The 23,926-nt window shown below is 54.1% G+C and carries 20 protein-coding genes, 1 tRNA gene and 1 riboswitch; of the genes, 10 read left to right on the top strand and 11 right to left on the bottom strand.

Translation table 11 applies throughout. The annotated features are described in order from the left end of the window. Nucleotides 1–3: 3 nt before the first annotated feature. The 5 genes from ABRZ28_RS02940 to orn form a co-directional block, all read right to left on the bottom strand. Nucleotides 4–894 carry a phosphatase PAP2 family protein gene (locus tag ABRZ28_RS02940; RefSeq protein WP_330519455.1) on the bottom strand — a complete coding sequence of 297 codons (891 nt, stop codon included), beginning with the start codon at nucleotides 892–894 and terminating at the stop codon, nucleotides 4–6. Then, on the bottom strand, nucleotides 878–2,014 hold the full coding sequence (locus ABRZ28_RS02935; protein WP_330519454.1) for a lysophospholipid acyltransferase family protein: 1,137 nt from the start codon (nucleotides 2,012–2,014) through the stop codon (nucleotides 878–880). Before ABRZ28_RS02935 ends, ABRZ28_RS02940 begins: the two co-directional genes overlap by 17 nt. Before the next feature lie 350 nt (nucleotides 2,015–2,364). After that, nucleotides 2,365–2,967, bottom strand: coding sequence for an ATP-dependent Clp protease proteolytic subunit (locus ABRZ28_RS02930; protein WP_319605948.1), 603 nt, complete (start codon nucleotides 2,965–2,967; stop codon nucleotides 2,365–2,367). Between the two features lie 321 nt (nucleotides 2,968–3,288). Further along, nucleotides 3,289–3,364, bottom strand: a tRNA-Gly gene (locus ABRZ28_RS02925). Nucleotides 3,365–3,575: 211 nt separating this feature from the next. Beyond that, nucleotides 3,576–4,118, bottom strand: coding sequence for an oligoribonuclease (gene orn, locus ABRZ28_RS02920; protein ID WP_319605949.1), 543 nt, complete (start codon nucleotides 4,116–4,118; stop codon nucleotides 3,576–3,578). Between the two features lie 164 nt (nucleotides 4,119–4,282). Between orn and rsgA the strand changes: the two genes are divergently transcribed. The 3 genes from rsgA (at nucleotide 4,283) to mscM (ending at nucleotide 9,985) form a co-directional block, all read left to right on the top strand. After that, on the top strand, nucleotides 4,283–5,329 hold the full coding sequence (gene rsgA / locus ABRZ28_RS02915) for a small ribosomal subunit biogenesis GTPase RsgA (protein ID WP_319605950.1): 1,047 nt from the start codon (nucleotides 4,283–4,285) through the stop codon (nucleotides 5,327–5,329). A gap of 289 nt (nucleotides 5,330–5,618) precedes the next feature. Continuing rightward, a complete protein-coding gene (gene asd, locus ABRZ28_RS02910) occupies nucleotides 5,619–6,578 on the top strand; it encodes an archaetidylserine decarboxylase (protein ID WP_330519453.1) in 960 nt (319 codons plus the stop codon). Nucleotides 6,579–6,658: 80 nt separating this feature from the next. Continuing rightward, entirely contained in the window at nucleotides 6,659–9,985 is a 3,327-nt protein-coding gene (gene mscM, locus ABRZ28_RS02905) for a miniconductance mechanosensitive channel MscM (RefSeq protein ID WP_330519452.1), read from the top strand. Nucleotides 9,986–10,061: 76 nt separating this feature from the next. Here the strand turns inward: mscM and epmA are convergent, their stop codons facing one another. After that, the gene (gene epmA / locus ABRZ28_RS02900) at nucleotides 10,062–11,039 is read right to left on the bottom strand and encodes an elongation factor P--(R)-beta-lysine ligase (protein ID WP_330519451.1); all 978 of its coding nucleotides are present in this window, start codon (nucleotides 11,037–11,039) and stop codon (nucleotides 10,062–10,064) included. A gap of 1,155 nt (nucleotides 11,040–12,194) precedes the next feature. Here epmA and frdA point away from each other — a divergent pair. From frdA to frdD, 4 genes are read left to right on the top strand one after another with little or no spacing between them, the layout of a single operon-like run. Then, complete coding sequence (gene frdA / locus ABRZ28_RS02895) at nucleotides 12,195–13,991, top strand: fumarate reductase (quinol) flavoprotein subunit (RefSeq protein WP_319605954.1); 1,797 nt, start codon at nucleotides 12,195–12,197, stop codon at nucleotides 13,989–13,991. After that, entirely contained in the window at nucleotides 13,984–14,721 is a 738-nt protein-coding gene (locus tag ABRZ28_RS02890; RefSeq protein ID WP_319605955.1) for a succinate dehydrogenase/fumarate reductase iron-sulfur subunit, read from the top strand. The genes frdA and ABRZ28_RS02890 overlap by 8 nt, the downstream gene beginning before the upstream one ends. A gap of 13 nt (nucleotides 14,722–14,734) precedes the next feature. Continuing rightward, the gene (gene frdC / locus ABRZ28_RS02885; protein WP_330519450.1) at nucleotides 14,735–15,130 is read left to right on the top strand and encodes a fumarate reductase subunit FrdC; all 396 of its coding nucleotides are present in this window, start codon (nucleotides 14,735–14,737) and stop codon (nucleotides 15,128–15,130) included. Nucleotides 15,131–15,143: 13 nt separating this feature from the next. Next, a complete protein-coding gene (frdD, locus tag ABRZ28_RS02880; RefSeq protein ID WP_319605957.1) occupies nucleotides 15,144–15,500 on the top strand; it encodes a fumarate reductase subunit FrdD in 357 nt (118 codons plus the stop codon). 247 nt (nucleotides 15,501–15,747) lie between these two features. Here the strand turns inward: frdD and ABRZ28_RS02875 are convergent, their stop codons facing one another. From ABRZ28_RS02875 to efp, 3 genes are all read right to left on the bottom strand, one after another. Next, nucleotides 15,748–16,101, bottom strand: coding sequence for a DMT family protein (locus tag ABRZ28_RS02875; RefSeq protein WP_330519449.1), 354 nt, complete (start codon nucleotides 16,099–16,101; stop codon nucleotides 15,748–15,750). A gap of 93 nt (nucleotides 16,102–16,194) precedes the next feature. Further along, entirely contained in the window at nucleotides 16,195–16,326 is a 132-nt protein-coding gene (locus ABRZ28_RS02870) for an entericidin A/B family lipoprotein (RefSeq protein WP_009111250.1), read from the bottom strand. 168 nt (nucleotides 16,327–16,494) lie between these two features. Then, nucleotides 16,495–17,061: an elongation factor P gene (gene efp / locus ABRZ28_RS02865; protein ID WP_136168237.1), complete on the bottom strand. Its 567-nt coding sequence runs from the start codon at nucleotides 17,059–17,061 to the stop codon at nucleotides 16,495–16,497. Nucleotides 17,062–17,101: 40 nt separating this feature from the next. On the opposite strand from efp, the gene epmB reads away from it, so the two are divergent. Then, on the top strand, nucleotides 17,102–18,133 hold the full coding sequence (gene epmB / locus ABRZ28_RS02860) for an EF-P beta-lysylation protein EpmB (protein ID WP_319605959.1): 1,032 nt from the start codon (nucleotides 17,102–17,104) through the stop codon (nucleotides 18,131–18,133). 54 nt (nucleotides 18,134–18,187) lie between these two features. Here epmB and ABRZ28_RS02855 read toward each other — a convergent pair whose 3' ends face one another. Then, nucleotides 18,188–18,538 carry a DUF4156 domain-containing protein gene (locus ABRZ28_RS02855; protein WP_319605960.1) on the bottom strand — a complete coding sequence of 117 codons (351 nt, stop codon included), beginning with the start codon at nucleotides 18,536–18,538 and terminating at the stop codon, nucleotides 18,188–18,190. Between the two features lie 400 nt (nucleotides 18,539–18,938). Here ABRZ28_RS02855 and ABRZ28_RS02850 point away from each other — a divergent pair, with 400 nt between their 5' ends. Continuing rightward, nucleotides 18,939–20,369 carry a capsule assembly Wzi family protein gene (locus ABRZ28_RS02850; protein WP_330519448.1) on the top strand — a complete coding sequence of 477 codons (1,431 nt, stop codon included), beginning with the start codon at nucleotides 18,939–18,941 and terminating at the stop codon, nucleotides 20,367–20,369. 51 nt (nucleotides 20,370–20,420) lie between these two features. Here the strand turns inward: ABRZ28_RS02850 and pgi are convergent, their stop codons facing one another. Then, entirely contained in the window at nucleotides 20,421–22,070 is a 1,650-nt protein-coding gene (gene pgi, locus ABRZ28_RS02845; protein ID WP_330519447.1) for a glucose-6-phosphate isomerase, read from the bottom strand. A 170-nt stretch (nucleotides 22,071–22,240) separates the two neighbouring features. Next, nucleotides 22,241–22,433, top strand: a riboswitch (Lysine riboswitch). Between the two features lie 119 nt (nucleotides 22,434–22,552). Between pgi and lysC the strand changes: the two genes are divergently transcribed. Continuing rightward, nucleotides 22,553–23,911 (top strand): lysine-sensitive aspartokinase 3, encoded by a 1,359-nt coding sequence (lysC, locus tag ABRZ28_RS02840; protein ID WP_330519446.1) that lies wholly within the window; start codon nucleotides 22,553–22,555, stop codon nucleotides 23,909–23,911. Nucleotides 23,912–23,926: the final 15 nt, after the last annotated feature.

The following is a 23,926-nucleotide window of genomic DNA, read 5'->3' as shown; positions in this document are numbered from 1 at the left end:
AGGTTAGATCCTTAGCGCGGCGTCATCGTGAAAATAGCCGCATCGATGCAACCACCCCAGCACCGCGCAGGCCAGCAATGCCCCGGCGATAAGATCAATGCCGTAGTGGTAGAGTAAATAGAGCGTCGCCAGAACAAGGCCGGCAACCACGGGAAACAGCAGAACAGCTATCAGGGTATGACGTTGCAGAAGCAAATAGCCGAGGATATACACACTGATGCCGCAGTGCAGGCTGGGAAACACGTCCATGCCGGTGCCGCCCTGGGCAACCAGCGCAACCTGAAAGGCGGTGATCGCGCCGCCCTCCGGCGGATACGGGAACTGGTCGGGAAACTGCAAATAGGGACCGCCGGCGGGAACCAGCAGATAGCCCAGAAAACCAAACAGGTACATCAGCATTAACCCGTGGAAAAAACCGCGACTGGCCAGGGTCGTGCGCCGACAGGCATAAACGATCACCGGCAGCAGTATGATGAAATAAAAAGCGATATAACACAGGCTCATCACTTCAGACAGCCAGAAAGTGTGCCACGCGGCTACCTTTTCCGTCGCGCCGCCGCCGCCGAACAGCATGCGGTCCCACATCAGCAACTGCGCGTCGAACGAGCGCGGCGTCGCAAGGTGAATCGCCCTGAACAGATAAAAAACCAGCCAGCTGCTGGCAAACTGCAACACGCCGAGCCAACTGCGCCACGTTCCGGCGCCGGCCGCCGTCGCTCTGGCCTGTAGAATAATAACCAGCAGGCTCAGCGCCCCCGGCGCGATAAAACGCGCGTCGCGCAGGCTGAGCGCGCTGACCACGCCCCAAAGCCAAATCAGGACAATCAGAGCGAGATAGCAACGATTGCTTATCTCCCCATGCCGGCTCATCGCCACACTACGGTCTGCTTTCATTCTCTTTCTCAAGGTTCATGGCGGAAAATTTGCCGCGCTGGCGCCAGCCCCACGCGGCGATGCCGTACAGCGCCAGCAGCCAGGGATAGATCGACGCGATAACCGCCAGGCAGGGCAGCCAGATCAACGCCGTCGCGAACCCGCCGGCAAGACGAAAAAAGGTGGTGGTGTTGCGGCCGTCCGCCCGGCGTCCCGCCCACCAGCCGCACAGCCAGACCGGCAGCAGCGTAAAGATAAACGCTTTCCACGCCAGCCACTGAAGGATGTTCATCGACGCGCGCGAGGTCTCCGTCCTCGTCGGCTTTGGCGCACGACCTTGCAGCGACTGCTGTTCCGCTTGTTTGAACGCCAACGCATAGGAACCGTCCACACGGCTGCGCGAGCGGGCCTGACGCTCCACGTTCTCCAGCATCGGCTCATCGCGACAGGCGACGGAAACGCGATTCAGCGAGCAGCTCAAATACTGCATGATGCGCGTTTCCCACTGCGCGACGCTGTCTTCTCCCTGTTCCGGCAGCGCGAGCGGATCGCTCACCAGCAGTTCCAGCGCGGAGCCGAAGCGGTCAGGCGCCTGATAGAAACTGCCGGCGGCGATAACCTGAAAACGACATTGATCCTGCATCAGTCGGCGGATAATTTTGACCACGCCTTCCTGATAAGGCTGCGGCCCGGCCCCCCATTCGCTGGTGCCTTCAGGAAAGATGACGACGCTGCCCCCCAGCTTCAGATGGGCTATCGCCTGTAAAATGGGATTGCCCGCCTGCGCCCGGCTATAGCCATAGCGCACGCGATCCTTGTCGCGCACCACCGGGATGCCGGCGAACATCAGGCGCAGGAAGCGCGAGCGCAGCAACTGAACCGCGATAAGAAACTGCGCGCTCGGCAGTAGTTGGTTGAAGATCCAGCCGTCCGTCGCGCCATTGCGATGACTGGCCAACAGCAGCGTCGGCGTTTCGCCGTCGAGGGGAGCCAACCGCCGTCCATCCGGCGTAAAAAAACGTAACGATGAGTAGTAGAAACGCACCAGCAGGCGGGCAATGCAGCGATGCCACAGGGAAAGGGGCCGACCCGGCGTAAATTGCAGATAGTCAGGCGTCTGCCTGGAGAAATCCGATTTCATCTTCTTCACCCTCCTTAAGTCAATTCCTGTCCCTTTGATTGCAGGCGCGCTGGCGTTGTCGCCCGACAATACCCCGGTACTGTAATCTCATCGCGCCAAATCAGCAAACCGCTATGGCTTGCAAAATACATTCCGCCAATAGCCGATAAAGGATCGCCGCGCCTGACGGAACAGCGCAGAGTAAGCGTGGATAACCCTTAGATAGAAAAGAAAAATAGCGGTAATAAAAGCATAAAAATGCAGACTATTCTGACGACGCGCCCAACACGATGAGCAACCAGAGTAAACCCCCATCTCAAAGAATAATTGTGTCGGTTCTGGCCGCCGCCAGGGTAAATCAGTCGGTTAGATTAGTCCAAATTCAAATCGTCATAGCGGGTCAATATCCGCCCGACAATACCGTAGTCAACCGCTTCCTGCGGCGTCATCCAATAGTTACGATCCGTATCCTTCTTAACTTTCTCCACCGGTTGCCCTGTCGCATCGGCAATCAATTTATTGACCCGATCCAGCATCCTGACGATTTCTTTGGCTTCAATTTCAATGTCGCTAGCCTGGCCGCGCACGCCGCCAAGCGGTTGGTGAATCATAAAACGGGTGTTGGTAAGAGAGTAGCGGCGCTCTTTTTTAGCGGCGAGAAAAATGGTGATCCCGGCGCTGGCGACCCACCCCGTGCCGATAATATGCACCTCGGGCTTGATGAATTTAATCATGTCATGGATGGTGTCCGCGGCTTCGACGTGTCCCCCCTGACTATTAATATAGATTTTTATCGGATCGTTGCTGATCCCCTGCAACAGCAGTAGCTGCGAAACCACTTTTTCCGTTAATGCCTGATTTATTTCGCCTGAAATAATAATAGAGCGGGACTGCAACATCTTTTGCTGAATAAGCGATGATGTATTGCTTTGCTCGGAATCCTGCTTCTCGTCGTCTTTCAGAATCGTCAACATGATCTGTTTCCCTTTAGCTATGAATATTAACGCTAGTATAGGCGCGTATAGCCAAAGGGATCACGCATCAGGGAGAGTTCAGGATAGCGCTGCCGATTGCCTGCGTTGGTAAGGTCACATCTTTCCCTATTGATAACCCTCCCCCACTTTTCAATATATTCCTCAGATAGGTTTATGGCATCAGTATGCTTCAACAAATTGTGTACTACTTCGGCGTGGTTGACGGTGGTTTTCAGTGGATTTCGCTGGATGCGCAACAGAGCGATTAGCCTGTTGAATCAGGAGACTACAGACTCTTGTGGATGTCTATAGAAAAGAAATTGGAGCGGGAAACGAGACTCGAACTCGCGACCCCGACCTTGGCAAGGTCGTGCTCTACCAACTGAGCTATTCCCGCTCGGGATAATGACCGCACCGGATGCGAAATTCTGCATCGGTACGGGGTGCGCATTATACGAGAAATCTTTTCGACCGCAAGCCCTCGAAAATGAAAAAACGTCTGACTGCCGATAAAAAGAGCAATGCGGTGGTAAAATGCGCATTCAAAACCGGAGTAATGCGATGCTATTTTCCTTTCCGCTTAATGCATCACCCGCGGCGCGATCGGTTTAAAGCTGAATAAAATGCTCACGATAATAAGCCAGTTCGGCCAGCGACTCGCGGATGTCGTCCATCGCCTGATGGGTACCCTGCTTTTTAAAACCAGCCAGAATTTCAGGTTTCCAGCGGCGAGCCAGTTCTTTGAGCGTACTGACATCCAGATAGCGGTAATGGAAATAGGCTTCCAGTTCCGGCATATAACGGAACAGAAAACGACGATCCTGTCCGATGCTGTTGCCGCAAATGGGCGACTTGCCCGCAGGCACCCATTTTTGCAGGAACGCCAGCGTTTCCAGTTCAGCCGCGCGCTCATCAACCTTGCTGGCTTTTACCCGGTCAATCAACCCGCTGGCGCCGTGGGTACGCACATTCCAGTCGTCCATCAACGCCAGTTGACTATCCGGCTGATGAACCGCCAAAACCGGCCCTTCGGCCAATACATTTAAATTGGCATCGGTCACAAGCGTTGCAATTTCAATAATATGGTCCCGCTCAGGATCCAATCCCGTCATTTCAAGATCGATCCAGATTAGGTTATTTTCATCTACCATCGTGGGTATTCCTGTTTAGTATTGTGCGGTTACCTGACTGTTGACGCCAATCGGGCGTCAACCCGAATACCCGACTGGTGGGCATCAGTTAATTAAAATCAAATAGGGTGTATTATAGTCGCTTCAGTCGCCATGGCGATAATCATACGGTTAAGTGAGGCTCAGTGAGCAAAAAGAAACTGTCAAAAGGTCAACAACGTCGAGTTAGCGCAAACCATCAGCGTCGTCTTAAGCATGCGGACAATAAGGTCGAATGGGAAGATGGCCAACTGGGTGAAGCCCAGGAAGGTATTATTATCAGCAGGTTCGGCATGCATGCGGATGTGGAATCCGCCGCCGGCACGTTGCATCGCTGTAATATTCGCCGCACCATTAAATCGCTGGTTACCGGCGACCGCGTGGTCTGGCGGGCGGGACATGAAGCTCTGGCCGGCATCAGCGGCATTGTTGAAGCCGTCCACCCGCGCCGCTCCGTTTTGACTCGTCCTGACTTCTATGACGGCGTAAAACCGATCGCTGCCAACATCGATCAGATCGTCATCGTTTCGGCCATTCTCCCTGAACTCTCCCTTAATATCATCGATCGCTATTTGGTCGCTTGCGAAACGCTGGAAGTCGAGCCGTTGATCGTGCTGAACAAGATCGATCTGCTGGACGAAGAAGCGCGTCAGTTCGTTGACGGCCTGATGGATATCTACCGTGCGCTCAACTATCCGGTGATTATGGTTTCCAGCCATACGCAACAGGGCATCGCCGAACTGGAACAGGCGCTGACCGGGCGTATCAGTATCTTCGCCGGGCAATCAGGGGTGGGCAAATCCAGCCTGCTCAATGCGCTGCTGGCGCTGGGCGAGGATATTCTGGTCAACGAGGTGTCGGATAATTCAGGGCTGGGGCAACATACCACCACCGCGGCCCGGCTTTATCATTTCCCTCATGGCGGAGATGTCATTGATTCGCCGGGCGTTCGCGAGTTCGGTCTCTGGCACCTGGAGCCGGAACAGGTCACCAGCGGCTTCGTTGAATTTCGTGAATATATGGGCAGTTGTAAATTCCGCGACTGTAGCCATGACAACGATCCGGGCTGCGCGATCCGCGCGGCGGTCGAACGCGGCGATATCGCCGAAGAACGTTTTGATAACTATCACCGGATTTTGGAAAGCATGGCTCAGGTAAAAACGCGTAAAACCTTTTCCGATACGGATAACTGACATTTATCTTATCCGTCGCTACAATGCGCACCCTTAATAGCGGGCTATCCCTGCCCGCTGCCCTACGGGTCGCCGCAAGCAGCGTTAAACGTCGCTCCCGGCGATTTTTTATGGCGGGCTATCCCCGCCCGCCACCCTTCGGGCCGCCGCGAGCAGCGTTAAAAATCGCTCCCGGCGATTTTTTTATGGCGGGCTATCCATGCCCGCCCCCCTATGGGCCGCCGCAGGCAGCGTTAAAAATCGCTCCCGGCGATTTTTTATGGCGCACCACAACTCCAAGAGGCTCACTGTGCTGGATAACATCAAAATCAAATTACAGTATTGGCTTCCCAAAATCTGGCTGACCCGCTTGGCTGGCTGGGGAGCCGATAAGGCGGCAGGTAAACTCACCACTCTGGTGATCGATCTGTTCGTCCGCTATTACAAGGTCAATATGCAGGAAGCGCAGCAACCTGATACCGCCGCTTACCGCACCTTTAACGAATTTTTCGTCCGTCCGCTGAGAGCGGATGCCCGCCCTATCGATCCGCACGCCCATCGGCTGGTGCAGCCCGCCGACGGCGTATTGTCGCAGTTTGGCGCCATTACCGACGACAAACTGATCCAGGCCAAAAATCATCATTACTCGCTGGAAGCGCTGCTGGCGGGAAACTACGTCATGGCCGACCTGTTCCGCAACGGCATGTTCGCCACCACCTATTTATCGCCGCGCGATTATCACCGCGTCCATATGCCGTGCGACGGCGTACTGCGGGAAATGATTTATGTCCCCGGCGATTTGTTCTCTGTGAATTTGTTGACGGCGGCGAACGTCCCGAATCTCTTCGCCCGCAACGAACGCGTTATCTGTCTGTTCGACACCGAATTCGGCCCGCTGGCGCAGATTCTGGTCGGCGCGACCATCGTCGGCAGCGTCGAAACCGTCTGGGCGGGGATCGTCACGCCGCCGCGGGAAGGCATTATTCAGCGCTGGACCTATCCTCGCGCCGGAGAGGAAGGCGCCATCGAGCTGGCGAAAGGTCAGGAAATGGGGCGCTTTAAACTGGGATCCACGGTGATCAACCTGTTCTCGTCGGATCAGGTTCAGTTCTCCGCCAACCTCAATTGCCTCAGCGTGACGCGCATGGGCGAACCGTTCGCCGAGTCTGTACAGGGTGAGCAGGCGGATGCAACGCCGCGGGAAAGCGCGGCGAGCGAGGTAGCCGAACAACCGAGACCGGCTGAGCTAAATGCGGCCGATGCCGATTAAGACGGATGAGCCGGGCTAATACCCCGCTGCGCCGTCACTCACCACCCCCGTTATCATTGCCAGTTAAAGGTAGGCTAAGCGTGCGTCTGATTGCGATTTTTCTGCTGGGATGTTTGTTATCAACCGCCTCGTTGGCGGCGTCATTGCCCAGTGAAGGGCAGTTACGCCAACAATTACAGCTCGCAGAAGCGAATAAAGGCGCCGCCGACCAGGCTTCGATTGTCGAAGAGTTGCGGCTCGCCCTGAATGCGTTGCAGGAACGTAACGAATCGCGTGAGCGCGCGGAGCAGTATCAGCGCGTCATTGATGATTTTCCCAAGCTCATACAGGATCTGCGGCGTCAGATAACGGCGGAAGACGACAAGCCGTCGGCGATCCCGGAAAGCCTGTCGGTTAACGATCTTGAGCAGCAAACTTTACAGGCCAGCAGCCAACTTCTGGAGCAGGCCCGTCAACTCCAGCAAGAGCAGGATCGCCTGCGGGAAATCAGCGATTCCCTGGGGCAACTGCCGCAACAACAAACCGAAGCCAGCCGGTCGCTCAGCGATATAGAGCGACGCATCCAGCTATTGGGTTCGCCGTCGTCGTCGCTGACGCAGGCCCAGCTCTCCGCCTTGCAGGCGGAAGCCGCGTTGCGCAAAAGCCGGGTTGATGAGTTGGAACTGGCGCAGTTATCCGCCAGCAGCCGTCAGGAGTTATCCCGTTTACGCGTCGAGCTGTATAAAAAACGCCACGATAATCTGGATATTCATCTACAGAACCTGCGCGGCAGAATTAATAACCTGCGACAAAAAGAGGCCGAACAGGCGCTTGAAAAAACCGAACTGCTGGTTGAACAAAGCGGCGACTTGCCTTCCGTCATCAGCGAACAATTGAAAATCAACCGCGAACTGTCCGTTGCCCTGAACCAACAGGCGCAGCGCATGGACCTTATCGCGTCTCAGCAACGTCAGGCCACGACGCAAACCCTTCAGGTTCGTCAGGCGCTGAGCACCATTCGCGAGCAGTCCCAGTGGCTCGGCGTGTCGCCGGTATTGGGAGAAACGTTGCGCGCCCAGATCGCCCGACTGCCGGAAATGCCCAAGCCACAGATGCTGGACAGCGACATGGCGCAACTGCGCGTACAACGTCTGCATTTTGAGGATTTGATTAATAAGCCCCACGAGATGGATAAGACCAAACAGGATGACGGCTCGCCGCTGACCAGCTCGCAACAGCGTATCCTGACCGATCAGTTGCGCACCCAGCGCAATCTGCTGACCTCGTTGATTTCCGGCTGCGATACGCAAATTCTGGAACTGACCAAACTCAAGGTGGCCAACAGCCAGTTGGTCGACGCCCTGAACGAAACCCGGGAGGCGGCGCACCGTTACCTTTTCTGGGTCGCCGATGTCGATCCCATCACCTTTTCCTACCCGCTGAAGCTGGTGCAAGACCTCACTCGCCTGCTGTCGCTGGATACCCTGACCCAGCTCGGCAGCGCCATGGTGATGATGGTCACCAGCCGTGAAACCGTGATCCCCCTGTTGGGCGCGCTGCTGCTGGTCGGATTCAGCATCAGTTCCCGCCGTCATTACCATGCGTTCCTGGAACGGGCCAGCAGCCGGGTGGGTAAGGTCACGCTCGACCAATTTTCCCTGACGCTGCGTACCGTCTTTTGGTCAATTCTGGCGGCATTGCCGCTGCCGGTGCTCTGGGCCGCCTGGGGTTATGGGTTGCAAAACGCCTGGCCCTATCCGATAGCCGTGGCGATCGGCGACAGCGTTACCGCCACCGTGCCGTTAATGTGGGTGGTGATGATCAGCGCGTCATTCTCGCATCCGCAGGGCTTGTTTATCGCCCACTTCCGCTGGTCGCCCGATCGGGTTGCCCGGGCCATGCGCTATTACCGCTTGTCGATCGCGTTTATCGTGCCGTTAATCATGGCGTTGATTACCTTTGATAAACTTAACGATCGCGAATTTTCCAGCACGCTGGGGCGCTTGTGCTTTATCCTGCTTTGCATGGCGCTGAGTCTGGTCACCACCGGCCTGAAACGGGCGGGTATTCCCCTTTATCTGGATAAAGAAGGTTCGGGGGAAAATCAGGTTAATCGGGCGATGTGGAACCTGCTGATCTGCGTGCCGCTGGTCGCCGCGCTGGCGTCCTGCATCGGCTATCTGACCACCGCACAGGCGTTGCTGGTGCGGCTGGAAACCTCGGTTTCGATCTGGTTCTTCCTGCTGATCGTTTATTACATTATTCGTCGCTGGATGCTGATCCAGCGCAGGCGTATCGCTTTCGATCGCGCCAAGCATCGGCGTTCGGAAATTCTGGCGCAGCGCGCCCGCGGCGAAGACGACTCGCCGTCCGCCTCCTCGCATGAGAGCGGCTCGGAAGCGGTTGAAGAGCCGGTGGTGGATCTGGACGCCATCAGCGCCAAATCATTGCAGTTGGTGCGTTCCATTCTGACGCTCATCGCCCTGGTTTCAGTGATCGTGCTGTGGTCTGAGATTCATTCCGCGTTTGCTTTTATGGAAAATATCAGCCTGTGGGACGTGACCAGTACGGTACAGGGCGTTGAAAGCATTCAGTCCATTACGCTGGGCTCCGTTCTGATTGCGGTGCTTATCTTCGTCATTACCGCGCAACTTGTGCGCAACCTGCCCGCGCTGCTTGAACTGGTGCTGTTGCAGCATCTGGATCTCTCCCCCGGCAGCGGCTATGCCATCACCACCATCAGTAAATATATTTTGATGCTGATTGGCTGCATGATGGGCTTCTCGCTCATCGGAATTGAGTGGTCCAAACTGCAATGGCTGGTCGCCGCGCTGGGTGTCGGCTTGGGCTTCGGCTTACAGGAAATTTTCGCCAACTTTATTTCCGGGCTGATTATCCTGTTCGAAAAACCAATACGTATCGGCGATACAGTGACCATCCGCGATCTTACCGGCAGCATTATGCGCATTAATACCCGTGCGACCACCATATCGGACTGGGACCGCAAAGAGATCATCGTGCCGAACAAAGCCTTTATCACCGAGCAGTTTATCAACTGGTCCTTGTCCGACTCGGTGACGCGCGTAGTGTTGACCATACCGGCGCCCGCGGACGCCGACAGTAAAGAAGTCACGGATTTGCTCATGGATGCGGTCAGCCGCTGTTCGCTGATTCTGGATAATCCTGCGCCGGAAGCGTTTCTGGTCGATTTACAGCAAGGTATCCAGCTGTTCGAACTGCGTATTTTCGCGGCCGAAATGGGGCATCGCATGCCATTGCGTCACGAACTTCACCAACTGATTCTGGAAAATTATCGCAAACACAATCTGGTCATGCCGTTCCCGCCATTCCAGGTGCGGATGGATAATTTATCGCGTAAAGGAAGGACGTTGTCTTCAGGCGACAGCCGAACCACCGGCGGCCTTTAAGTAAGCGCAGATGTAAAAAAAGAACGGTCGGGTGCGAGAGCGTCGCACCCGACCTGCATGCCGTGACGCCAGCCCGTCAGGAGCGGTCGACGGAGAAAGCGATGACGTCGCTCAGCTTCTCAGCCCCCAATGCCAGCATAATCAGGCGATCGACGCCCAGCGCCACCCCCGAACATTCAGGCAGACCGTGCTTTAATGCGGCCAGCAAATTTTCATCAATCGGTTGCTGCGTCAGACCCAGAGAAGCGCGTTTGCGGTTGTCCTGCTCAAAACGCTGACGCTGCTCATCACTGTCGGTTAATTCACGGAAACCATTCGCCAGTTCGATGCCTTTAAAATAGACCTCAAAACGTTCGGCGACCCGGTTATCCTCGGTACTGATTTCGGCCAGCGAAGCCTGCGTCGCCGGAAAATGATAAACAAACGTCGGCTTTTCGCCGCCGATATTCGGCTCAACGCCAAAGGTGAACAGCATCTGCACCAGGGCGTCTCTGTCTTCTTCACGACAGGCGATATCGCCCAATCCCAGTTTTTCCGCCGCTTCACGCAGTTGAGCTTTGTCGGCGCAAAGCGGGTCGAGATCCAGATGGCGCAAGAAAGCCTGCTGATACGAGAGCAGCTCCGCGCTTTCACTCTCCAGCACCTGCTGCAACAAGTCATCGACTTCATTCATCAGGCGATACATATCATAGTGCGGGCGATACCACTCCAGCATGGTGAATTCCGGGTTATGGTAGCGGCCGGATTCTTCATTGCGGAAACTGCGGCACAGTTGAAAGATCGGGCCGCTGCCATCGGCAAGCAAACGTTTCATGTGATATTCCGGGCTGGTCATCAAATACAGCGTCATGCCATCCCCGGCGCCCGGCCCGACGAAGCGGGTCTGAAACGGACACATGTAGACATCCGTTACCGTAGCCCGGCTCATCGCCGGCGTTTCAACCTCCAGTATCCCACGATCGGTGAAAAAACGCCGGATAGCGGAAACTATCGACGCGCGCTTTAACAAAGTAGCGACAGAGGCGCTGGGTTGCCAACTTGTCGTTTCGCTCATGGTTATTACTCCAAAGTCAAACAGGTGGAGCAGTCTACCCGCATCAACGCGGACAAACAAAAATTTCCAGAGGAAAAAATCGCCGGGAGCGATTTTAAACGCCGTCTGCGGCGGCCCGCAGGGTGGCGGGCAAGGATAGCCCGCCATAATAAATCGCCGGGAGCGATTTTAAACGCCGCTTGCGGCGGCCCGAAGGGTGGCGGGCAAGGATAGCCCGCCATAATAAATCGCCGGGAGCGATTTTAAACGCCGTCTGCGGCGGCCCGAAGGGTGGCGGGCAAGGATAGCCCGCCATAATAAATCGCCGGGAGCGATTTTAAACGCCGTCTGCGGCGGCCCGAAGGGCTAAGGGATCCCCAGAAATTGAAATATGTAACGCCGGAGAATATTTCGTGCGCGATAAAGCCGCCATTTTTCTGCTACGTCGTAGCACGCGCCCGACGCAGGGTGGTTCAAACGCCACCACCCTCCGAACCCGGGCTTGTGGCTGAAATCACGCCGCTAACGCGGTTCCTTCGGCGGCCGTCCCCTTTCTCGAACCACCAGTGACGCGGAATACTCGCCCCATCCATGGGGCTCGCCCTACGGGCCAGCACAAGTGCTGTTCAAAAACGCTCCAGGCGTTTTTGTCCGACGCGGCACTGGCTTGAGCCGCATCCTTGCGGCTCATTCGCGGGGTCGTCCACCTCAGCGTAATTTCTTACGCCATGGGGTGAACAGCTTAAACACTGATTTTGTATTTAATATCAGCATGTTAAATATAAAATACAAAAAAAGTATTTTTGTGGGGATTCCTCAGCCCGCCATACATTTATATTCAGTGAAAGATTTTTTTATATCTTGGGTAAAAGAGTTATTAAAGAAATAAAAGCATTATTTCCTGGCAAATAAGCCTTTCGATCACGTTTTTATAAGTAATTCCAGTACACCCTGAAAAAAACACAAAATGCTGGATCACATCAAATTTCATTTGAATCTAATTCGCTATAATCATTTCCACACAAAAAATAGAGGTTTATCTATTCTTAATATGTCCTTAAGACATTTTTTATGTGGCTTAATGCGCTAATAATTAAGCAGATATATAAAGACTGAGATGAATAGAAGTTATTTTCTTATTTTAACTTAATTAACTTAAGTAACTGGAGGAATGCAGTGCAAACCTTTAATGCCGATGTGGCCATTATCGGGGCCGGGGGCGCTGGCTTACGCGCGGCAATTGCCGCCGCCGAAGCAAATCCCCAACTGAAAATTGCGCTGATCTCAAAAGTCTACCCAATGCGTAGCCATACCGTGGCGGCAGAAGGCGGATCAGCAGCGGTCACTCAGGACCACGATAGCTTTGATTATCATTTCAACGACACCGTATCCGGTGGCGACTGGCTGTGTGAACAAGATGTTGTCGATACCTTCGTCCATCACTGTCCTGAAGAAATGATTCAGTTGGAACAATGGGGCTGCCCATGGAGCCGTAAACCTGATGGTTCTGTCAACGTTCGCCGATTCGGCGGGATGAAAATAGAACGGACCTGGTTTGCCGCGGATAAAACCGGCTTCCATATGCTGCACACCTTGTTCCAAACCTCCCTCAAATACCCACAAATCCAACGTTTTGATGAGCATTTTGTCCTGGATGTTCTGGTTGATGACGGCCATGCCCGCGGCGTCGTCGCCATCAATATGATGGAAGGCTCATTGGTTCAAATCCGGGCGAATTCAGTCATTATGGCTACGGGCGGCGCCGGCCGCGTGTATCGGTATAACACCAACGGCGGCATCGTGACCGGCGACGGCATGGGCATAGCGTTCCGCCACGGCGTGCCGCTGCGCGATATGGAATTCGTACAGTATCACCCGACCGGCCTGCCGGGTTCCGGTATTTTGATGACCGAAGGCTGCCGCGGCGAAGGCGGCATCATGGTCAACAAAGACGGCTACCGTTACCTCCAGGATTACGGCATGGGGCCGGAAACGCCGTTGGGCGAACCGAAAAACAAATACATGGAGCTGGGGCCTCGCGACAAGGTTTCTCAGGCTTTCTGGCATGAATGGCGCGCCGGCCGCACCATCTCCACCCCGCTGGGCGACGTGGTTTACCTTGACCTGCGCCATCTCGGCGAGAAAAAGCTTAAAGAACGCCTGCCGTTCATCTGTGAACTGGCAAAAGCCTACGTCGACGTCGATCCGGTTAAAGAGCCGATCCCTATTCGTCCTACCGCGCACTACACCATGGGCGGCATCGAAACCAATCAAACCTGCGAAACCCGAATCAAAGGTCTGTTTGCCGTCGGCGAATGCTCGTCCGTCGGTCTGCATGGCGCGAACCGTCTGGGATCCAACTCGCTGGCCGAGCTGGTGGTATTCGGCCGCATCGCGGGCGAACAGGCGGTTCAGCGTTCTCAGGAAGCGGCGCCGGCTAACGGCGGCGCGCTGGATGCGCAAACCCGTGATATCGAACAGAGTCTGCATGACCTGATGAAACAGGAAGGCAACGAAAACTGGTCGAAAATCCGCGACGAGATGGGCATCACGATGGAAGAAGGCTGCGGTATTTATCGCACCACGGATCTGATGCAGAAAACCGTTGATAAATTATCCGAGCTGAAAGAACGCTTCAAACGGGTGAAGATTACCGACCACTCCAGCGTATTCAACACCGACCTGCTCTACACCATTGAGCTGGGTCACAGCCTGGATGTGGCGGAATGTATGGCGCACTCGGCCATCAATCGTAAAGAGTCCCGCGGCGCCCACCAGCGTCTGGATGAAGGCTGCACCGAGCGTGATGATGTAAACTACCTGAAGCATACGCTGGCTTTTTATAGCCCTGAAGGCGCGCCACGCCTGGATTACAGCGAAGTGAAAATCACTAAACTGCCCCCGGCCAAACGTGTTTATGGCGCGGAAGGGGATGCTCAGGATAAAAGCAAGAAGGAGCAGGCGAATGGCTGATGAGATGCAAATCCTGAAAATGGAAGTCATGCGCTATAACCCTGAACAGGACAGCGCGCCGCATTTTGAGACGTATGAAGTTCCTTACAACAAACAAACGTCTTTACTGGATGCGTTGGGTTATATCAAAGATAACCTGGCTGCCGATCTCTCCTACCGCTGGTCCTGCCGTATGGCAATCTGCGGATCATGCGGCATGATGGTGAACAATGTTCCCAAGCTGGCCTGCAAAACGTTCCTGCGTGATTACACAAAAGGCATGAAGGTTGAAGCGTTGGGCAACTTCCCGATCGAACGTGATTTGGTGGTCGATATGACCCACTTCATTGAAAGTCTGGAAGCCATCAAGCCCTACATCATCGGCAACGATCGTAAACCTGCGGACGGCACGAACAAGCAAACGCCGGCTCAGATGGCGAAATACCACCAGTTCTCCGGTTGTATCAACTGCGGTCTTTGCTATGCCGCTTGCCCGCAGTTTGGCCTGAACCCTGAGTTCATCGGTCCCGCCGCCATCACCCTGGCGCACCGTTACAATCTGGATAACCGCGATCACGGTAAGAAAGAGCGTATGCCGCAGATCAACGGCGATAACGGGGTCTGGAGCTGTACGTTCGTGGGTTACTGCTCAGAGGTTTGTCCGAAGCACGTCGACCCTGCCGCCGCTATTCAGCAAGGCAAGGTTGAAAGTGCGAAAGACTTCATGATCGCTATGCTGAAACCACAATAAGGGAGGGACAACAATGACATCCAAACGTAAAGCGTATGTCCGCGACATGTCGCCATCCTGGTGGAAAAAGCTGGGTTTCTACCGCTTTTATATGCTGCGCGAAGGCACGGCGGTACCCGCCGTATGGTTCAGCATCGTCCTGATGTGCGGCGTCTTCTCGCTGAAGAATGGTCCGGAAAGCTGGGCGCATTTTGTTGGTTTCCTGCAAAACCCGCTGGTGCTGCTCATCAACATCATCGCCTTGCTGGCCGCGGTGCTGCAAACCAAAACCTGGTTTGACCTAGCGCCTAAAGCCGCCAACATCGTGGTACAAGACGAGAAAATAGGGCCGGAGCCGATTGTTAAAGGGCTGTGGGCGGTCACCATTATAGTAACGCTGGCCGTTTTGGCTATCGCCTTACTATTCTGATCAGGAGGAAAACGTGATTAATCAAATGCCAAAACGTTCCGATGAACCGCCTTTCTGGGGATTATTCGGCGCAGGTGGTATGTGGAGCGCAATTTTCTCTCCGGTAATCATTCTGCTGGTCGGTATTCTGCTGCCCCTCGGTCTGTTTCCGGATGCGCTGAGCTATGAACGCATCATCGCGTTCAGTCAGAGTTTTATCGGCCGCGTATTCCTGTTGCTGATGATTACCCTGCCCATCTGGTGTGGTTTACACCGTATTCACCACTCCATGCACGATCTGAAAATTCACATTCCTGCCGGGAAATGGGTTTTCTATGGTCTGGCGGCTATTCTGAGCGTCGTCACCATTATTGGCGTCGTCACTTTGTAAGTCGATTGCCCGTCATTAACGGCCTGCCGATGCAGGCCGTTTTTTTAACGTGAATAGGTAAGCGGCGCGAAGCGCGCAAAAAACAATTAATACGGCGAGTGAGAAACACAGCGGTATGAGTAATACGCAGCTAATTATGTCAGCTATGAATAATAACGGTCTGCAAAAAGCGATAACAAGCAGCGAATGGCGATGACGAAACAGGATTTAGCCCAGGCACCGCCGGCAGCAAAGAATACGCTGATCATCACCCCATAATTTTATCGCGAAACATAAAGAATACCGCGCCTAATAAGCATAACCCCGCCCAGATATAATCCGTTCGGAAAGGCTCTTTTAAAATAATCATTGAAAAAGGAATGAATACAGTAAGGCTGATAACTTCCTGCAATATTTTAAGCTGTCCCGCCGACGCAACCTGATAACCGATCCGGTTAGCGGGAACCTGTAATAAATACTCAAATAAAGCAATTCCCCAACTGACCAGCGCGGCAAGCAGCCAGGTGCGACCGCTGAAATAGCGTAAATGACCATACCAGGCAAACGTCATAAACACGTTACTGAGTGTCAGCATACTTACAGTGATGACTAACGGCGACATCGTTTTTCTCCCTTCGATTCATCGCCGCATTATGTCGTCGTTCAGAGGAAAACGCTATTGCAGCATTTCCCTCAATATGAAAACATTTATTACTTACTGCGCGCTACGCTGTATCGCTTCGCCACCGGCCTCAACATCCTGTCCGACACCGCGCGTCGTGTTGCAACCAACGACGGCAGACAAAATCAATACAGAGAAAATGGCAACAAGGCTTTTCTTTAACATGAGTAATTCCTTCTTAATGAGAATAATTATTTTAGTGGTAGGAAAATGTCTCTTTAAGCGTAGTCAATATGGGCCGTTCCGTGGAACTTTTCGGATTAATGGCGATATCAGGCGCGGCAAGGCGAAAAAAAACCGCCAGAGCGGCGGCGGCTTTTTCAAAAAACTTAATTACTTAACGCGAGAGACATATTCGCCGGAACGGGTGTCTACTTTAATCACTTCGCCAATCTGCACAAACAACGGCACTTTAACAACCGCGCCGGTGGTCAGGGTCGCAGGTTTACCGCCCGTACCGGCGGTATCGCCTTTCAGACCCGGATCGGTATCGACGATTTCCAGTTCCACAAAGTTCGGCGGCGTTACCGCGATAGGCTGACCGTTCCACAACGTTACGATGCACTCAGCCTGATCGAGCAGCCATTTGGCGTTATCGCCAACCGCTTTCTCGTCCGCCGCCAGCTGTTCGAACGTTTCGTTATTCATGAAATGCCAGAATTCGCCGTCGTTGTACAGGTAAGTCAGGTTCATATCCATGACATCGGCGCCTTCGGCGGAGTCGGTGGATTTGAAGGTTTTTTCAATCAGCTTGCCGGTCAGTAAACGACGCATTTTCACGCGAGCGAAAGCCTGGCCTTTACCCGGTTTGACGAACTCACTTGATTCGACAGCGTAAGGCTCACCTTCGAACATGATTTTAAGACCGGAACGGAAATCGTTGCTAAAATAAGTCGCCATAAAGGCCCTCTATAATTTAATACTGGTACTAAGCCAAAAAATGGCACACATTGTAACCCTAAATATACCTTCCAGAGAAGATTGGTTGCAGCAACTTGCGGACGTAATTACCGATCCTGATGAATTACTGCAACTTCTGGCGCTAAACCACCATGCTGAACTGCGGCAAGGAAATGATGCCCGCAGGCTTTTCCCACTGCGCGTCCCGCGGGCGTTTGCCGCACGGATGCAAAAGGGAAATCCGCGCGATCCGCTGCTATTGCAGGTTCTAACCGCACGCGAAGAATTCGTCGCCGCGCCGGGCTTCACGCATGACCCGTTGGATGAACAGCATAGCGTGGTGCCGGGATTGCTTCACAAATACCATAACCGAGCGCTGTTGCTGGTCAAAGGCGCCTGCGCGGTTAACTGCCGTTATTGTTTCCGCAGGCATTTTCCGTATCAGGAAAATCAGGGCAATAAAGCAAACTGGCGCCAGGCTTTGGACTATATCCGTCAACATCATGAGCTGGATGAAATCATTTTTTCCGGCGGCGATCCGTTGATGGCGAAAGACCAGGAGCTTGACTGGTTGATAACCGAGCTGGAAGCGATTCCCCACTTGAAGCGACTGCGTATCCACAGCCGTTTACCGGTGGTCATTCCGGCACGCATCACCGAAGCGTTATGCCAGCGCCTGGCGCAAACATCGCTTCAGGTATTGCTGGTCACGCATATTAACCATGCGCAGGAAATCGATCCTGATTTAACACAAAGTATGGTTCGTTTACGCCAGGCGGGCGTCACATTACTGAACCAAAGCGTACTGCTACGCGGCGTTAATGACAACGCGGATACGCTGGCGGACTTAAGTCGCGCCCTGTTTGACGCCGGTATTCTTCCCTATTATCTCCATGTCTTGGATAAAGTTCAGGGGGCGGCTCACTTTCTCATTGATGATGAGCAAGCGCGTACGCTGGTCAAAGCCCTGCTGACCAAGGTGTCTGGCTATCTGGTTCCCCGACTGGCGCGGGAAATTGGCGGGGAAGCCAGTAAAACGCCATTGGACCTGAACCTGAAACAGCATCTGTAAAGCGGAAACGAACAGCGCTGCCCGGGAATCGATCGCCGGGCAGTTCGTGCTGATTCAGGGCTGCGGGCATTTATAAACGCTGCCGACCATCTTGCTGTCCAGTGGAACAAAACTTGACCAGACTGTCTCACTCGGGCTGCTCACGCCATAAAGGGTATTTCCCCCCATTGCCGCCGCCTTATTGCGCAAATCATTCGCCGCGCCGCGCATTGAAGTGGCCTCATTATGATTGCCGGAGAACCAGTTACTCTGGGTGCCGCTAACCTGGCCGAGTAACTGACATTCGCTGGACGGTTGAGTCTCCGTAAACGTAACGGCTTGCCCTGCGGGACTGAGTTGATTGGTGGTACTGCATCCTGCCAACAACACGGCAGCAGAAAGACCGAGTAATACGCGGATCCGCATTTTCCCCTCCATGATATTAAAAAAATAAACTATGCCGGGATTCATCATCCTGCGATGCCATTCCCGTTGCTATTCATGCCACGACCACATTTAACATTCTATACCGTAAAAGCCAATGAAGATGATTCATCGCTCAATGAATTGATAGTAAATGAAAAAATATTGACGAGTCCTGGCACCAGCCGGTAAGCGTCTTTAGGTTTTGTCTGAAAAGGCGAAAAACCAGACAATACGCGTATTAATAACCGGATAAAAAGCGCAGCCTTATTTTCGCTCTTCCTTGTACATCTCCCCCTCGATCAATCTATCGAATTAACAGCGGGTACTCATTGTTCGTTTAACGCTTTGATAAAACGAGAAATAACAAGCCGAGGTCTTTCCCTTTAAGGAAATCGACAACATGTACACAAAAAAAATATTATTAGCGGCCAGCGGCATGTTTCTATGCGTTGCGACCAGCCAGGCCGCAGGACTCATTACAACGGACGATACCCTACGCAACGATCTCGCATGGCTTTCAGACCGCGGCGTGATTAACGTCAGCCTTTCCACCTGGCCGTTGAGTCAGGAAGAAATCGACGCGGTTCTTTCGCAGGCGAAACCCGTTACCGCGACGGAAAGGAACGTCATCAGCAGAGTTGAGCAACGCATCAACAATCTGAAATCCAATGTCCGTATTACCGGCTATGCCTCCAGCGATAAACCGGGATTACCGCAGGGCTTTGGCGGCACCCACGCCAGCGACCATGCGCTTTCTATCGGCGCCGGCGCCAGCGATGAGTTCTGGGATGTTAATCTTAAAGGGACGGTTGAAGGCAACCAGCGGATTGAAGATCAATCCCGCTGGAATATGGATGGCTCTTACGGCGCGATTAAAATTTTCAATCAATGGCTCTCATTCGGCAAAATCTCCCAATGGTGGGGGCCGGGCTATGACGGCAGTTTGATCCGTTCTGACGCCGCTCGGCCGGTAACCGGTTTTATGTTACAGCGCGCCGACCAGTCCCCGTTCGAAACGCCCTGGCTTTCGTGGATCGGCCGCTGGCAGTATCAGCTCTCCGCCGGCCAGCTCGAACAGTATTATACGGTGCCTGAAGCCAAACTTATCGGCGGACGCCTGACGCTGATGCCGACCAACTTTATTGAACTGGGCGCCTCGCGCATCATGATGTGGGGCGGCGAAGGTCGACCTCAGTCATGGGGATCGTTCTGGGATGGCGTGGCGGGGAAAGACAATACCGGGACGCAAAATGAGCCAGGCAACCAATTAGCCGGCTTTGATTTCAAACTGAAGTTACAACCGTTAACGGGTCTGCCCGTCAGCCTGTACGGTCAGTTGGTCGGTGAAGACGAGGCCGGCATGCTGCCCTCGCAAAACACCTATCTGCTCGGTCTGGAAGGTCATCCGGAATGGGGTACATCCACCATCAACTGGTACATTGAAGGCGCCACCACCCGCGCCGACGACTCCCGCTTAAATTATGTCTATGCCCACCATATCTATAAAGGGGGTTACTACCAGCAAGGCTATCCGCTGGGGCATGCTATGGGCGGCGACGGCCGCATGCTGTCCGGGAAAGTGGAACTGGCGCTGGATGACGGACAACGCTGGAGCACCCGGATAACCTATGCCAGGGTGAATCCGAACGATCAAAATATCAATCAGGCTTTCCCGCGTTCCGATACGCTGAAAGGCATAGAACTTGGCTGGGGCTATGACTTCCAGTCAAAAGTGAAATTTGATACCCGCGTGTGGTACACCGATAGCGATAACAGCACCAGCGACGATGTCGGCGCCGGTGTAGGCGTCGAAATCCCAATCAATCTCTAAGCGGCGTCAGTAAAAAAGGCGGGAATCCCGCCTTTTTTCATTACGGCTGACTTAAGCGCGCCACTGTTTGAAGCGGTTAATCAGACCGTTGGTCGAGCTATCGTGGCCGCTGACCTCTTTCGCGTCTTGCAGCTCCGGTAAAATGCGATTCGCCAGTTGTTTACCCAATTCCACTCCCCACTGGTCAAAAGTGAAGATGTTCAGGATCGCGCCCTGGGTGAAGATTTTGTGTTCGTATAGCGCGATCAGGGCGCCCAGGCTGTATGGCGTAATTTCACGCAGCAGAATGGAGTTGGTCGGGCGGTTGCCTTCAAAGACTTTGAACGGCGCGACGTGTTCGACCTCTTGCGGCTTTTTACCCGCCGCGGCGAACTCGGCTTCCACCACGTCACGGCTCTTACCAAACGCCAGCGCTTCAGTCTGGGCAAAGAAGTTGGACAGCAGCTTGCTATGGTGATCGCTTAATGGGTTGTGGCTGATCGCCGGCGCGATGAAATCGCAAGGAACCAGCTTGGTACCCTGGTGAATCAATTGATAAAACGCATGCTGACCGTTGGTTCCCGGTTCACCCCAGATAATCGGACCGGTTTGATAATCGACGGGGTTGCCGTTGCGATCGACGTATTTACCGTTGGACTCCATATTCCCCTGCTGGAAATAGGCGGCGAAACGATGCATATATTGGTCATACGGCAGAATGGCTTCCGTTTCCGCGCCGAAGAAATTGTTGTACCAGATACCGATCAACGCCAACAGCACCGGCAGGTTTTGCTCCGCCGGCGTAGAGGCGAAGTGTTTATCCATGGCATGAGCGCCGCTGAGCAACTGCTCAAAATTCTCAAAACCCAGCGAAAGGATGATGGACAGGCCAATCGCCGACCACAGGGAATAACGTCCGCCGACCCAGTCCCAGAACTCAAACATATTGTCGGTATCAATGCCAAAATCGCCGACGGCTTTGGCATTGGTAGACAGCGCGGCAAAGTGTTTTGCCACATGTTTTTCGTCTTGCGCGGTTTTCAGGAACCAGTCGCGCGCGCTGTGCGCGTTGGTCATGGTTTCCTGCGTGGTGAAGGTTTTGGAGGCAACCAGGAACAGCGTCGTTTCAGGATTAAGCGGCTTCAGCGTTTCGGCGATATGCGTACCGTCAACGTTGGAGACAAAGTGCATATTCAGATGATTTTTATACGGTTTCAACGCTTCAGTGACCATATACGGCCCCAGGTCGGAACCACCGATGCCGATATTCACCACATCGGTAATCGCCTTGCCGGTATAGCCTTTCCACTCGCCGCCGATGACGCGCTCGCTGAATTTCTTCATTTTTTCCAGAACGGCATTCACCTCCGGCATGACATCCTTGCCATCGACCAGGATCGGCGTGTTGCTGCGGTTACGCAGCGCGACGTGCAACACCGCACGGTCTTCGGTACGGTTGATTTTCTCGCCGGAAAACATGGATTTGATGGCGCCGGCCAGATCGGTTTCCCGCGCGAGGGCCTGCAATTTGTCCAGGGTTTCCGCCGTAATGCGGTTTTTGGAGTAATCCACCAGCATCTGATCGCCGAAGGTGGCGGAAAAACGCTCAAAACGCTGGCTGTCCTGCGCAAATAAATCTTTGATCCGCACATCTTTCATGACATCAAAATGTTGTTGCAATGCTTGCCACGCGGCGGTTTGGCTTGGGTTAATATTTTTCATAACAATGATCTTCTCTCCGAGAATGAAATCAAAAATCGCTCATTCGATTGTATCCCGTAAATCGCCAATTGAGATCCCTTTTCTTGATAAATGCACCTGCGCGGCGTTTGTTTATTGACAGCGGCGGGAGAACCCGCTATTTGTAACGACGTACTTGCGCTTTCAGTGCGCAAGCCAGAAGAGGAGCGTCGCCCAGGTACGATATCGGAGGATCCGCCGTCCGTTAATGATATCCGAGGGGGAGCGATGCCGAGATGAGATGAGACGCGGTATTCACTTCATCGACCGCAGGGGCTGAATCCCCTGGGTTGTCACCCGGTTCGCCCTGAAGGGCGTTCAGCAAGGTGGAGCGCTTCTGGGTGTATCGTAGTTTTGCTTTCTACGCCTGCTCCCTGCTTACCGCTCTTCCCTTGTGCCAAGGCTGATAAATAATTGCTGTTGTGAAAAATTGAGACCAATAGCCCCTGCACGAGGTTTTTTAAATGTCCGAACAAACGAACCCCATTATCGCCAAATTTGGCGGCACCAGCGTAGCGGATTTCGATGCGATGAACCACAGCGCCGATGTCGTGCTGTCCAACCCCAATGTGCGGGTTGTGGTGCTCTCCGCCTCTGCCGGCGTGACCAATTTACTGGTTGCCCTGGCGGAAGGTCAGAGTCAGGAACAACGTCTCCACCTGCTGGACCAGATTCGCAGAATCCAATACGCCATCATCGATCGCCTGGCGGAGCCCGCGGTGATCCGCGATGAAATCGACCGGATGCTGGAAAACGTTACGACGCTGTCCGAAGCCGCGGCGCTGGCGACCTCTAACGCATTGACGGATGAATTGGTCAGTCACGGCGAACTGATGTCGACCCTGCTGTTTGTTGAAGTCCTGCGCCAGCGCGATGTGGTCGCCGAATGGTTCGACGTACGTAAAATCATGCGCACCAACGACCATTTCGGCCGCGCGGAACCCGATTGCGAAGCATTGGGCGAACTGACGCGCAGCCAGTTACAGCCCCGCCTGGATAAAAGTTTAATCATTACGCAGGGCTTTATCGGCAGTGAAGCCAAAGGCCGCACCACCACCCTGGGCCGCGGCGGCAGCGATTACACCGCCGCCCTATTGGGCGAAGCCTTGAATGCCGGCCGCATTGATATCTGGACCGATGTTCCCGGCATCTATACCACCGACCCGCGCGTGGTGCCGGCGGCCAAACGCATCGACCAGATTATGTTTGAAGAAGCCGCCGAGATGGCGACCTTCGGCGCGAAAGTGCTGCACCCGGCGACATTGTTGCCGGCCGTGCGCAGCGATATTCCGGTATTCGTCGGCTCCAGCAAAGATCCCGCCGCGGGCGGAACGCTGGTGTGCAACAAAACGGAAAATCCGCCGTTATTCCGCGCGCTGGCGCTGCGCCGTAAACAGACGCTGCTCACGCTGCACAGCCTCAATATGCTGCATGCGCGCGGCTTCCTGGCCGAAGTGTTCAGCATTCTGGCTCGTCATAACATCTCGGTGGATTTGATCACCACTTCCGAAGTGAATGTGGCGCTGACGCTGGATACCACCGGCTCTACCTCAACCGGCGACGGCCTGCTGTCCAGCGCGTTGTTGACCGAGCTCTCCTCGCTGTGCCGGGTGGAAGTCGAAGAGAATCTGTCGCTGGTGGCGTTAATCGGCAACAAACTTTCTCAGGCCTGCGGCGTCGGTAAAGAGGTGTTCGGCGTTCTGGACCCGTTTAATATCCGCTTGATTTGCTACGGCGCCAGCAGCAACAACCTGTGCTTCCTGGTTCCCGGCGATGATGCGGAGCGCGTCGTGCAAACGCTGCACCGCAGCTTGTTTGAATAACGCCCCGCTAGTCCG

Source organism: Brenneria sp. g21c3 (assembly GCF_040240345.1).
In the GTDB taxonomy this organism is placed as follows: Bacteria; Pseudomonadota; Gammaproteobacteria; order Enterobacterales; family Enterobacteriaceae; genus Brenneria.
This window is presented reverse-complemented; position numbering and strand designations above follow the sequence as displayed.